This is a genomic window from Methanosarcina spelaei (genome assembly GCF_002287235.1).
In the GTDB taxonomy this organism is placed as follows: Archaea; Halobacteriota; Methanosarcinia; order Methanosarcinales; family Methanosarcinaceae; genus Methanosarcina; species Methanosarcina spelaei.
Genome location: NZ_LMVP01000053.1, coordinates 1 through 12,543, shown reverse-complemented (window position 1 = coordinate 12,543; position 12,543 = coordinate 1). Strand labels below are relative to the sequence as shown.

Sequence of the window (12,543 nt, the reverse complement as noted above, 5' to 3'; positions counted from 1 at the left end):
TCATTTTAGTTTCATTTTAGTTTCATTTTAGTTTCTATTTTTAAGCTCGGCCAAGCAATTTGCAGGTCTGGCATACATCTTCAGTGCAGGTCTCCCCGCAAATCCTGCATTTCCCGATTTTTGCGGGAGGCATTTCCTTAATAAGTGCGCCTGCAAGCTTGTCAAAGCCCCTGAGCAGGGAATATTTGGTTCCAGGGTGCTTTGCCTCAAAGTTGTTCAGAAGTTCCCTTATCTCTCCTCGGAGGGCTTCTCCTGCATACGGACATTCACTGAAGTCCACAGGGAGGGAGTTTATAATAGCATAGAGTGCCACTTCTTTTTCAGGGATATTTCTTAGAGGTTTTGCTCGTAAGACCAGGCCTTCAATAGCTGCAGGCGGAGCGAGTCTGACCAAGCGTTCCACATCTCCCCTTAAGTGATTGAGAAGAATTGTCTGGGCTTCATCATCCAGGTTATGTCCTGTAACGAGTTTCGTTGCTCCAATTTCAAGTGCAGTTCTATTAAGAATATTCTTCCTGAGAACGCCGCAGTAGCTACATGCACCTTTTTCCCGGTCCATTGCAGCCAACTCGTCCATAGTTACTCCGTGTACTTTTTTGAAGGACTTTATGATATGCCTCACCCCAAGCATCTTTGTGAGGCTTTTTGCAACTTCGAGGGAATTGGGGCGGTATCCATTTATTCCCTCGTCCACTGAAATTGCAACGATTTCAATATCCGGTCTGTTCCCAAGAATTTTGTGCATTATATATAGGGCAACCGAGCTGTCCTTACCTCCGCTTAGAGCAACAGCTATCACGTCGTTTTTGTGAATACTATACTCTTTTCTTATTGTCAGTTTGATTTTTCTCTCGACATCTTCTACAAAATGTTTCTTGCAAAGGTGCATTCCGGAATATTTCTGAAAAATGACGGCTTCATGATTGCATTTTTTACATTTGATTGTCATTTGAATCCTTTTTTTGCTAGTTGTCTGAAAAATAATCTGAAAAGCTTAAATCTGACAAACAGATATAATTTAATTATTTTTAATTGTTCTGTGCCTGAATTCATTTAGGAAAGGAACCGCTTGTATATATTGTTTTTTATGTATTTTTACGGAAAATTTTTTACGGTCTTTTGCCTATTTTCTATCTATCTTCTGTTTATTTTCTGTTTGTTTCTTCATGCTCTACGAACAGTGTTCAGAACTCTTGTTTCCAGGGTTATTATCTTTTTCAGTTAATAAATCTGTATATTATTCAAATAATCAAATAACCAAATAACCAAATAATACCTGAGAAACACAAAGGGGGTTTTTGTGATCAGGATTATTCCGGCAGAAGAAAGGTACTACTCCGATAAAGGTTGGGTTAAAAGTTTCTTCCTTTTTTCTTATTCGGATTATTATAATCCGGAAAATCTCCGTTTCGGAGACCTTAGTGCTTTTAATGAGTTTATCATTGAGCCAGACAAAGGATTTTCTTTTCATCCGCATGCTGAAATGGAGATAACAACGATAGTGCTTGAAGGAGAACTTACTCATCAAGACAACATGGGAAATAGGGGTACTCTGAGGAATGAAGATGTGCAGTGTATTACAACAGGCACGGGTATAGAACATTCGGAATTTAATAGGGGAAAGAAACCCCTTCGTTTATACCAGATCTGGATTTCTCCGTACAGAAGCCATCTGGAGCCTGCATACTCTAAAAAGAGATTCGAAGTTTCAGACTGGAAAAATCGGTTACTTCCTCTAGCTTCAGGACAGGGTTTTGAGGATGCCCTGAAGATTAATGCAGACGCAACCATTTACCGTACCTGCCTCGAAAAAGAGCATATCCTCCACTTTGATTTAAAAGAAGGTAGACTCGTTTTTATATATATCTCGGCTGGTGAACTCTCTGTCAATGGACAAAAATTCGGGCAGGGAGATCAGGCCCGTTTTAATCAGGAAGAAAGCCTCCACATGGATACGATTTCTTCTGCAGAATTCGTGCTGATCGATATACCTGCAAGCCGTGAGAAATTTGTGAAATAAAGAGGAGGAAAACCGAGAAAGGAACGCGGAAAAAAGGAAAACCGAGACGGAAAACAGAGAAGAAGAAACAGAGAAATAAAAGAAATAAAGTAAAACAAAGAAAAAGAGGCATTAAATGAACCAGGAACAGCCTGAGAGAGGAAGTAATGGAAGAAGGTCAGAACAGTCAAGGGAGGATGAGGAAGAACAGCTTGAGAGAGGGACTGATAAAAAAGAGGAGCAGCCTGGAAGAGGAAGTGATAAAAAAGAGGAGCAGCCTGGAAGAGGAAGTGACAAAAAAGAAGGACAGCCTGGAAGAGGGAGTGGATAAGGAATTGATAATTATAAAAGAGCATTAGATTGGAGTTGAAGGCAGAATCTGAATGATTCAATAGATATCAAAGGATAAATCGTGGATAGAAAAGAATTGAAGTGAGAGGTAAAACAGTATAGAGAGGGATTTTCCTCTCACTTCTTTTTGCTTCTGATATTCCGGAACCGGAGTGAGGAATGGCGAACCTCAGTTCCGTTTCCCTTGAAACCTCTTCCGAACTAAAGTTTGAGGAATGGCAAAAAACCTCAATAGCTTTCCATTCAGGCGGGGTTTCGGATTTGTGGAGGGCAAGGTTGAGGAATGGCGAACCTCAGTTTCCTTGCTCTGTGTTTCGCTAAATGCTACTCATGAACCCCATTCAAAATTAGCATTTAGAACTGCATGTTATAGAGTATCAAACACATATAAAACATAAGTGGAAATGATTTTTCTTTTTCTTTGATGTAATAAACAACACTCAAAATTTTTAAGTGGCTTATCGTCCAGACAGACTATTATTACTCCTTACCGCCAATTTCTATGAAGATTGTCAAGATTTTAGCACAAAATATTTATATTAAAGGTTTTTCAATTACTCAGGTAAATTTTCCTAATTTATTAAAATATTTACTTGTTCCTACACATAGTTTCTTTCTCTACTTTTTCAATCCAATCTTGAATTAAAAAATCTTCTTTTACGCCATGTATAATATGCATAACTAAAATAATCATAAATCTATGTATAGAATTTTACATTGTAACTAAAATTTTGGATTAACTCCTTGATGGTTTAGCTGGATGGATTATTTTTATTTAATTCTATTTTTTTACCAGTGAACTCCATAATATCTTATATAAAAATGACTCTTCATATTTATTAAGGTCTTAAATATCGATAATTATGCCTATGTAGCCAATGGCGATAATGGGTCTTTCAATTGTTGATATTAGCAATTCCTCTTCTCCAACCATAAAAGGATATTATGCAGGATCAGCTCGTTATGTTTAGGTTTCCGACAATTACGCCTATGTAGCTGACTTTAATGGTCTTATGATTATTGACATAAGCAATCCTTTATCCCCAATTTTAAAGGGCGTTATACTGGAACTATTGGAGATGTTTCAGTTTCTGGTAATTACGCATACTAAGTTGATCTGGATAATGGTCTTGTGATTATTGACATAAGCAATCCTTCTTCTCCAGTTCTCAAAAGAAATTACGATACTAGAGGATATGTTGCTGATGTCTCAGTTTCCGACAGTTATGTCTATGTAGCTGAAGGTGTTAACGGTCTTGTTATTCTGAAAGCAAATCCGGGAAAAACCTCATCTCTTTTCGCAGATTTCAGCAGCAATATCACATCCGGTTGCGCGCCTCTTTCGGTTCAGTTTAATATAACCGTGCTGGAAACTACTGGCTCCGATGAAGGAAGCAGTGACAGAGATGAAGAAAAAAGTGCTGGCATTATTTCCAGAAAAGAGACAGGCAATCTTACAAAAGAAAGCAAAAAAACTCCTGAATTTACTATAATTTATGGAGTTATAAGCTTGCTAGCTGCATTTTACATAATGGAAATAAAAAAGGTAAGGAACTAAATAAAAATTAGTTAAGTCGGTAAAAATAGTTAAGTCGGTAAAAATAGTTAAGTCGATAAAAAGTAGTTAAGCAGAAGATAATAGAAATATTTTTAAATAGTTGTGATTATACACTGTGGTATAACTTACAAAAGTTTGAGTTAAATTCAAAGAGCTCAATCAAGTCTCAGAGGGTTGGATGAGTGGAAGAAGTCTCACTGATCATTCTTTTTTTGTCAGTTTTAGGAGGTTACCTGCTTGGCATAATCTCAGGGCTCCTGCCTGGAGTACACAACAATAATTTTGCGCTTGCCCTTGTAGCCCTTGTTCCTTTCCTGGCTGAGAAAGGGCTTTCACCTTTTTACATAGCCGTAATTATTCTCTCAAATGCACTATCTCAAACTTTCCATGACGTTATTCCTTCAGTGTTTCTAGGGGCACCGGATGGAGATACCGCGCTAATGGTCCTTCCAGGGCACAGGCTTCTGCTTGACGGAGCCGGAGCTGAGGCAGTCCGTCTTTCAGCACTCGGAAGTGCAGGCTCGGTGGTTGCTTCCCTTATATTCGTACTTCCATTTTCGCTTTTTTTTAAGGCTATATATCCTTATATTGAAGCGCATATGGCTTTGATTCTAATTTTAATTGTCTTTCTAATGCTTGCAAGTGAAAAAGGTGAAAGTGTTGAAGATTCAAAGGAGAAAAGCCCGTTTGCAAAATATAAGTACAAATTTTTTGCTCTCGTTTTGTTTTTGATTACAGGCTTGCTTGGGCTCTTTGCTTTTGAGAGGGAATCGCTTATGGTTCCGGTTGTTAATTTTGGAGAGCCGTCGATACTCCTGCCCCTTCTTAGCGGGCTTTTCGGATCGTCCCAACTAATAATAAGCCTTCTAACAAGCTCGAAAATTCCGGAAGAGTCCGTATCGGCACTTCAGCTTTCTCGAAAAAGAATTCTCAGGGGAATCCTTACAGGCAGTGCGGCAGGCTCACTTGTGGCATGGTTGCCAGGCCTCTCCTCAGCAATTGCAGCACTCCTTACGGGCCTTGCTGCAAAAGTCGACTTTGACAGGATTACACTTAAAAAGAAAACCTCCGAACCCGAGCTCGGAAGGCTAAAAACTTCTCTGTATTCCGACCCTTATGCCAGTAATCCCTCAACGCTTGAGAGCTCGAAGGAATTCATAGTTTCAAACTCCGGAGTAAACACTTCGAACGCAATTTTCGGGCTGGTGGCTTTTGTGGTGATTGGAAGGACACGAAGCGGGGCAATGGTTGCCATAGAAGATGTTCTGGAAACAAACATGCTTGATTTACCCATACTTCTACTCTTTTTTGCCGCTATGGTCTTAACTGCGCTGTTTTCCTACTTTTCTACTATCTGGATAGGAAATAACGCGCACCTCTTCCTGAAGAAAGTTAACTATAGCAAACTCTGTGCAGGTGTCCTTATAGGGCTTGCAGTAATGGTTTACCTTTTCACAGGACTTTTCGGATTTTTCATTTTTGTAATTTCGACCCCAATAGGCATGCTCTCCTCTTTTATGAATGTAAGGAAATCACATGCAATGGGAGTCATCTTACTGCCTGTCATCCTTTATTTTTTATAAAAAGCAACTTTTTTAGACTCTGTTCCAAAATCCAGTGATTTTTGCATTTTTGATAGAAAATCTGAATTAGCAAGAAGAATCCAGTTTTTATCAAAATCAATATTCGCTATCTAAAGACTTGAATCATTAAGTTGTATTACACGGATGGTGACCATTTACAAAATCTAGTGATTTTGAATTTTACATCCATCACTAGATTTTGGTACTGAGTCCTTTTTTAATCGTATAAATCCCAACTTTTGTCTTTTAAGGCTCATATATGCTTTTCCGTAAATCCGTGAGGTCAAACAATTGTGGTTTAAAGTTTTTACATCATATCTGACATGCTTAAGTTTAAACGCATGTACCAGTACCGGACAATATTTTTGCGCTTAAAAATGCCGATCCAAAGATATCTGAATCCGGATAAATGGTTTTTTTCAGTCCGATGGCATGTAAAAATATAAAACTTAAAATGTATTGGGTTGGAAATGTACAGAGAGCTAAAAAGTACTTGATATAAAGAAGAAATTAATAAAACAACTAATAAAACAAAAAGCAAAATCGTTAATAAATGCAAAAAATAGTGTAAAATAATCGACTGCGGCCTGTTTGAACGAGAAAATGCCGAATCCGAATAGAATGTGAAATTCTGGATAAAATAAAAACATTCTTAATAAAATAAAAATTTTTTTAATCAAAGTTGCGCTGGCGCACCCCGCTGCAAGCAACGGGGTATGTTCGCGCCACCGCTCAAAATTCCGTTAAAGGAAATAATAACCCTAAACAATTTAGTGTGAGCAGAAGTTAGTAATCGAAAATGGAATTGAGAAATTTTATTATTATCAACGGTTACCGGGGAAGTTTCCATCCCCGCAGCAAGCTAGCGGGGTATTCGACTGAAATAAAAAACTTCTAATAAAACGGAAAAAAATCGAATAAACTGAAATAAACAGCCAGAAGGGGTATGCAGGAACATGGAAGTAAAACTTGAACAGCGTTTAGCTGAACTCAGAGCAGAACACGAATCAGGGCAGAGAATTCTTGAAGACATCGAGTTAAAGATTGCTGAGCTTGAAAACCGGAAAAAGAGCCTGAGTGAGACTCTTCTTCGAATTAGCGGGGCAATTGACTTGCTTGAAGAAGTACTGGAAGAAAAAGAAAGTGTGAAGGAGCCAGAAACCACTATAAGGACAAGGACTATCACAGGAAGCGTGGAAGTTCCTAATGTTATAAAACAGCCCCTTGAAAAAGCAATTAAAATTCTGGAAGAAGCCGGGTTTACAGCAGGAGAGATTGTCGAACAAAAGTCAGTTTTGCCCATCGGGGTTATGGCTGGAGATATTCTCAGACAAGAACCAAAACCAGGCACGAATTCTCCTGCAGGATCAGCCGTAAAACTTGTAGTTGCGGTAAAAGGCAAGTTTTTGCCGTCTGAAAGAAATTCACTGTGCAATGCTTTTTCCGACCGCATCTGAACAAGGTAAAGGAGGGCTTAAAATGGAGGCTTACTCTTCCAAAACAAAGACTTTCCCGAATGAACTTTGGGAGCACTGCAGGGCAGCAGTTTCAGCTTTTTCTGCGCTTGAGGGTTCCGGGAGTCAGGCATCCCAGAGGCTCTGCCTGAAAAAATTTCTTAAAGAATGTCAGGGCACTTCAATGGCTTTATGGCATAAAAACGATAGAAAACTCGGGAAATATCTCAGATCTGCGCTTTTAGTCTCTAATAACTCTCCTCTTTCTCCAGCAGCCTTTTCCGGGTTTAGAGCTGTGATTAAAGGAATAGAGAAAGAGAAAACTACAGGAGTAGAAAACGCATTCAGTAACAAAAGGGACCAGGATGCACCAGAAGAAGATACAGGTCAAGAGAAATCAACCGCCTTTTCATATAATGCGAAAACAAAAAAACTTGTGTTTTACGGGAAAATCTATGAAATCCTGCCTCTTTTCCTGGCTGTAAGAGATATTTACGCTTCCCTGCCTTTTTTCGAAGAGCTTCGGGCCTGTGCTGAACGGTTTGAGATAAATCCACAGGACGCTACAGCCCGTTTTCAAACTGCTGTGCTTATGTATAAGGCCAGACGATTTGAAGCTGCCCTGCAGCTTACTGCAAAAACCTTGAAAATTATTCCTGAAGATCACAGGGTCTGGTATAACCGAGGTGTTATTCTCGCGGAAATAGGCCGGCTTGAAGAAGCACTTGCAGCTTATGACAGGACAATTGAACTTGAGCCGGCTTTTGAAATTGCCTGGGATAATAAGGGAATCGTGCTTTTAAGGCTTGGCAGGTTTGAAGAAGCCCTCCACACCTATGAAGAAATCCTTCATAAGTATCCCGAATATGCTGAAGCCTGGGCAGGGAAAGGCTCTGTACTTTTGGCCCTCGGCAGAGAAGAAGAAGCCCTTGAAGCTTACAGTTCAGCCCTTCGAATAAGGCCTGAATACCTTGAGGCCCTTACTTCGACCGGAAGTCTGCTTTCCAGACTAGACAGGTACGAGGAAGCCCTGAAGATTTACAATAAGGCACTTCATCTCTCCCCTAAAGAGCCTCGGCTCTGGGCAGCCAGGGGTGTTGGTCTTTCGGAAGTGGGTAAACAGAAGGAAGCACTGGAAAATTGTAATCGAGCTCTGGAGTTGCAACCTGGCTTCGTTCCTGCACTTGAAACAAAGGTAAAAATCCTTTCGGAAATCCGAAGACAGAAGGCCAAATCCTCTCATTAACTTCTCTTTTTCACATTTTCCTTCTGTCGTTTTTTATATTTTTCCTATCAGTTATTCTTTGTAATTTTTCCTGCCATACAGTTTGTTTTTTGTCTTTTTGCCCTCTTTTAAGTTCTTTTTTATAATTCCTGTATTTTCGTGGCTGTTTTGGAGCTTAACAATAAATTGTGCTCCTATCCTGAGCTCAAGAGCCAATTGTACCTCTTCTGTTACAGGACAGTTTTTTATATTAGGGAAAATTCGAATCAGAAAAAGTATATCTCATTGAAAACAAAAATGCAAAATACCAGTTTTAGCTCTGGTTCCATGCGTGAAATATAAAAACAGCCAGGTGTGGCAAAAACCCGGAAGGGGTCCAGAATGAGCTTTCACTGGAAAAGCGAGGATTCCGATATGACAGAAGAAAATGTGAGTGAAAAGATGGACAAAGCAAAGCAAAAGGAGTCTCAAGCGGCAGAAAAAACCGAAGAACCAGAGGATCTCAGGCAGCTCCTTGCCAAGGCTGGCGAGACTGGCAGTTACGAAGACAAACTCAGGCTGTATGATAAAGCCTTAAATCTGGACCCTTTATTTCTTGATGCCTGGATCCAGAAAGGTTTTGCTCTTGACAGGATGGGGAAATCAAAGGAAGCTCTTGCCTGCTATGACAGGGCTCTTGAGATCGATCCTGAAAATCTGGGAATCAGGTGCCTCAAGGGCTTTGCCTTCAATAATTTGAGAGAATTTGAAAAATCGATTGAGTCTTATGATGAAGTCCTGAAAGTAAATCCTGACGATGTATTCTCGTTATATCAGAAAGGTTCAGCTCTGGAGAGCCTTGGAAGATATGGGGAAGCTATGCAGTGTTATGACAAAGCGCTTGACATCGATCCGACTGATGTTCTTATTAGAGAAAAGAAATTGAGGCTTCTGGAGGTTATTTATAAAAAAGGAACTTTAGCTGACTCTCCGGACAGCAGTTTTAATTGAACTAGGAATTTTAGAAATCTGAAACAAAAGTGTAGGGCCGAAAATCGGTCTTTACTTTTTGCTAGCTTCCTCTTCTATCCTGATCTCTTCAACGACTTCCATCAGTTTTTCCTTAATTTTTACTATAGCATCAACAGCTTCGCCGCCTACCTCAATAGGGGCCCGTTTCTCAAGGTCAGCCTGCATTAACTTGGGGTCAAAGGGAATTTCTCCAAGTACCTGGATGCCCATCTCTTCAAGTTTGTCGTTAACTTTTCCCGCGCCTCCTTTATTAATTACGGCAGCAAGGTGTTTTATTCCTATTTCGGAAGACAGTTTTTTTATTCTCTCAGCCGTTTCAAGCGATCTTGCCCCTGGCTCAACTACTACGATCATGATGTCCATTCCTCTGGTAGTGCCCCTTCCGAGATGTTCGATCCCTGCTTCCATATCAAGGATTACTGCACTTTTTTCCCTGAGCATGAGGTGCCTGAGAAGAGCCCTTAGAAAAGCCGAGGCAGGGCACATGCATCCGCTTCCACCGCGGTCTACAGTGCCCATGACAAGCATTCTTACTCCATCGGGTCCTATAACTCCGTATTTACTTGCAATGTCATCGACTTTAGGGTTATAGATGAAAGCTCCGCCTTCGGCACCCGCTCTTTCCTGAATCAGGTCTTTGAAATCTGTCAGGGGCTTAGGAGGATTTTCGACCCCAAGTGAAGATGCCAGGTTCATATCCGGGTCTGCATCTATTGCCAGTACCTCGTACCCGTCTCTTGCAAACAGTCTGGCTAGAGTGCCTGAGAGAGTTGTTTTTCCAACGCCGCCTTTTCCGGTAATTGCTATTTTTATGAGGATTCCCCCTGAACATTAATTTAGACTTAAGTGTTATAGATCAATTGTTGATTCAGATTAATTGTTGATTCAGGTTAATTGTTGATTCAGGTTAATTGTTGATTCAGGTTAATTACTAATTCAGATTAATTGTTAATTCAGACTAAATATAGTGATTTCTAAGCATGGATATAATCATCAAGCTGTTTATACTTGTTCATTTATCTCTGGCTTTACCCCATCATTCCTTTGAGAGTATTGTTTAAAGTCTTTTCGTTTTATAAGAGTCAGAAAAATATTTGTTAAAGGTTAAAGGATATTTAAGAAGATATAAAGAACAAGTTTGCCAGGTGAGGAGTTAATTCTCCTATTCAGTAGGCCTATTCAGTAGATCTATTCAGTAGATCTATTCAGTAGATCTATTCAGTAGATCTATTCAGTAGGCCTATTCAGTAGATCTATTCAGTAGGCCTATTCAGTAGATCTATTCAATAGGAAACTCCTTTACCTGGATATGAAATCGAATCCTTCATCTACAGCAATCTGTTTTAGGTACTTCTCTATATGACTTCCTTCCTTTTTTGAAAAACCTGCGTCGCGGGCAAGCTTGTCGAGTACCTTTTGAACTCCTGTCCCATACTGGATTGCTTTCTTTTCTTTCCAGAGAAGTTCCGATGGAAGCAGGCTTTCTGCAGCTTTTCTCAGGATATATTTTCTTATATACAGGCCGTCTTTTTTAAGGACTTTAAGTTCAGGGCTGATTGCAAGCCCTGTTTTTATTACTTCCTTATCCAGAAAAGGTACCCTTAGCTCCACGGAGTTGGCCATGGTAACCATGTCGTCTCTTTCAAGGTTAATAACTGAGATATTTTGAATGTCTGAGTAGATCTCTCTGTCAAGCACCTCAGGCCCCTGTTCAAGGAAACCCTCATGCCTGCTGTAGCCTCCAAAAAGCTCATCTGCACCCTGACCTGTGAGAAGGACTCGTTTTCCGTCTTCTTTTGCAGTTTTCGCAACAAAGTAGAGGGGAAGCCCGATTGCAATTTTCATAGGGTCCGTCGATTCCGTAGAATAAATTATATCCGGGATTGCGTCCTCGATTTCTTCAGGAGAAAGGAGATGAGTTCTGAGGGAACCCTTCATGCCAGCAACTTCAGCCGCACGCTGAGCCTGGGTAAGATCATGGGAGTTCGGAAGCCCGACGGCATAAAGGGAAATTGAGGGATCGATACTTTTTGCAAGGGTCGCTAAAAAGGTGCTGTCAATACCTCCGGAAAACGCGATTCCTGCAGTTTTTGTAAGCCTTATCTCGACAGCTTTTTCAAGGGCCGCCTTCAGGCAAGAAGCAGCTTCATACTCTTCTGAGATTCTTTCCTGTGGAGGCTCAATTGCAAGAGATTTTTCTTCAAGCCTTCTGTCATTGATATTGAGAGCCATGATTCTTCCAGGTGGAAACGACTTTATGCAACTATCCTGGCTGGAAAAAGCTTTTTTTTCAGATGCAAAAGTTATTTTAGATTTTTCTAGTCCTATTTCCAGGAAATAGAAAAGTGGTTTGACTCCTACGGCATCTCTAGCCAGTAAAAGTTCGTTATCCAGGGCATAGGCCAGAGCATAATCTCCATTTACTCTGGAGAGTACGGAAAAGAATGCGTTTGTTGGCGTTTCTCCTTCCTTTATCTTTGTCTCTATGAGGGCAAAAATTACTTCAGTATCTGAATCGGTTTTTATGCCCTGTTCGGCTGCAAGTTCCCTGAAATTGAAAATTTCCCCATTGAGTACCAGAGCCCCTTCTCCAACCAGAGGCTGGGGCATATTGCCTGTAATTTTAAGCAGGGTATTTCCTATACTCAGTCCTTCTGCCTCATAGGTTCCGCAAGCGTCGGGCCCTCTGTGACTCAGGGCTGCAAGCATTCTTTTTACTTCCTTATTTGTATCAGGAGTTCCTGCTGCTCCTGCTATTCCGCACATGTTTACTCCTTTTTTCTTTATCTTCGGTGTATACACGCACTCTATCTCTATTTATCATTTTTCCATTTTAAAAAGGACATACCAAATCCGGAATGGTAAAAACTGTGAATTTAAGAGAATTAAAAATTGCAAATTTAAGAACAGTTGAAATTACTGATTCAAGAATAGTTAGAATTACTGATTCAAGACCTTAAACAGAAGTTCTATGAAACACTATTTTACATTGAAACAATAGGCGAAATTTTAATTTTGATACTATTTAGTAAATTATTAAGAAATTGGATTAAGAACCTATTCGATAAGTTTTGTGACTTACTATATTGTTATAGGCACTATGCACACCGGAATGAATACTTAGGTATAGACCAAAGTAATTTGTACAACATGTTAAAATGACGAATCTAATAGACTCTTAAACATTTTTAACTAGAAATCAGATAGTTAAGCATCTTCTTTATTTTGAGACCATAAAAACTTAATAGAACTTAAAAAAATCTTAAGTATGAGACTAGGGCGCTTGAATTAAAAAGCAAAAATTGTTGTAACTATTCAGGGTATAGTTAGCGGCGCTCCATTGAGCGCCGCGAGAATAACCT

Annotated in this window: 13 protein-coding genes and 1 pseudogene; 10 read left to right on the top strand and 4 right to left on the bottom strand. The window is 39.8% G+C overall.

Annotation, left to right across the window (positions count from 1 at the left end):
- Positions 1-40 precede the first annotated feature (40 nt).
- The gene (locus ASJ81_RS04330; RefSeq protein WP_095643410.1) at positions 41-949 is read right to left on the bottom strand and encodes a TIGR00269 family protein; all 909 of its coding nucleotides are present in this window, start codon (positions 947-949) and stop codon (positions 41-43) included.
- Between the two features lie 351 nt (positions 950-1,300).
- Here ASJ81_RS04330 and ASJ81_RS04325 point away from each other — a divergent pair, with 351 nt between their 5' ends.
- The 9 genes and pseudogenes from ASJ81_RS04325 (at position 1,301) to ASJ81_RS04300 (ending at position 8,191) form a co-directional block, all read left to right on the top strand.
- Positions 1,301-2,020, top strand: coding sequence for a pirin family protein (locus tag ASJ81_RS04325; RefSeq protein ID WP_170943187.1), 720 nt, complete (start codon positions 1,301-1,303; stop codon positions 2,018-2,020).
- Positions 2,021-2,135: 115 nt separating this feature from the next.
- Complete coding sequence (locus ASJ81_RS04320; RefSeq protein ID WP_095643408.1) at positions 2,136-2,330, top strand: hypothetical protein; 195 nt, start codon at positions 2,136-2,138, stop codon at positions 2,328-2,330.
- A gap of 179 nt (positions 2,331-2,509) precedes the next feature.
- Complete coding sequence (locus tag ASJ81_RS22575) at positions 2,510-2,671, top strand: hypothetical protein (protein ID WP_170943186.1); 162 nt, start codon at positions 2,510-2,512, stop codon at positions 2,669-2,671.
- A 557-nt stretch (positions 2,672-3,228) separates the two neighbouring features.
- Complete coding sequence (locus ASJ81_RS24540; protein WP_369334789.1) at positions 3,229-3,321, top strand: hypothetical protein; 93 nt, start codon at positions 3,229-3,231, stop codon at positions 3,319-3,321.
- A 39-nt stretch (positions 3,322-3,360) separates the two neighbouring features.
- Positions 3,361-3,486, top strand: a pseudogene (locus ASJ81_RS24375) (hypothetical protein); the annotation flags it as partial.
- Complete coding sequence (locus ASJ81_RS23565) at positions 3,468-3,908, top strand: hypothetical protein (RefSeq protein ID WP_394339132.1); 441 nt, start codon at positions 3,468-3,470, stop codon at positions 3,906-3,908. The pseudogene ASJ81_RS24375 and the gene ASJ81_RS23565, both read left to right, overlap by 19 nt.
- Before the next feature lie 182 nt (positions 3,909-4,090).
- Positions 4,091-5,491, top strand: a complete 1,401-nt coding sequence (locus ASJ81_RS04310; RefSeq protein WP_095643407.1) for a tripartite tricarboxylate transporter permease — start codon at positions 4,091-4,093, stop codon at positions 5,489-5,491.
- Between the two features lie 956 nt (positions 5,492-6,447).
- On the top strand, positions 6,448-6,948 hold the full coding sequence (locus tag ASJ81_RS04305) for a PASTA domain-containing protein (protein ID WP_095643406.1): 501 nt from the start codon (positions 6,448-6,450) through the stop codon (positions 6,946-6,948).
- A gap of 22 nt (positions 6,949-6,970) precedes the next feature.
- The gene (locus ASJ81_RS04300; RefSeq protein ID WP_245859782.1) at positions 6,971-8,191 is read left to right on the top strand and encodes a tetratricopeptide repeat protein; all 1,221 of its coding nucleotides are present in this window, start codon (positions 6,971-6,973) and stop codon (positions 8,189-8,191) included.
- Positions 8,192-8,242: 51 nt separating this feature from the next.
- Here ASJ81_RS04300 and ASJ81_RS22570 read toward each other — a convergent pair whose 3' ends face one another.
- On the bottom strand, positions 8,243-8,386 hold the full coding sequence (locus ASJ81_RS22570; RefSeq protein WP_170943185.1) for a hypothetical protein: 144 nt from the start codon (positions 8,384-8,386) through the stop codon (positions 8,243-8,245).
- Positions 8,387-8,551: 165 nt separating this feature from the next.
- On the opposite strand from ASJ81_RS22570, the gene ASJ81_RS04295 reads away from it, so the two are divergent.
- On the top strand, positions 8,552-9,160 hold the full coding sequence (locus ASJ81_RS04295; protein ID WP_245859780.1) for a tetratricopeptide repeat protein: 609 nt from the start codon (positions 8,552-8,554) through the stop codon (positions 9,158-9,160).
- Between the two features lie 51 nt (positions 9,161-9,211).
- Here the strand turns inward: ASJ81_RS04295 and ASJ81_RS04290 are convergent, their stop codons facing one another.
- Both ASJ81_RS04290 and ASJ81_RS04285 read right to left on the bottom strand, forming a co-directional pair.
- Positions 9,212-10,000: an ATP-binding protein gene (locus ASJ81_RS04290; protein ID WP_095643405.1), complete on the bottom strand. Its 789-nt coding sequence runs from the start codon at positions 9,998-10,000 to the stop codon at positions 9,212-9,214.
- Positions 10,001-10,480: 480 nt separating this feature from the next.
- Complete coding sequence (locus tag ASJ81_RS04285) at positions 10,481-11,983, bottom strand: asparagine synthetase B family protein (protein ID WP_245859778.1); 1,503 nt, start codon at positions 11,981-11,983, stop codon at positions 10,481-10,483.
- Positions 11,984-12,543: the final 560 nt, after the last annotated feature.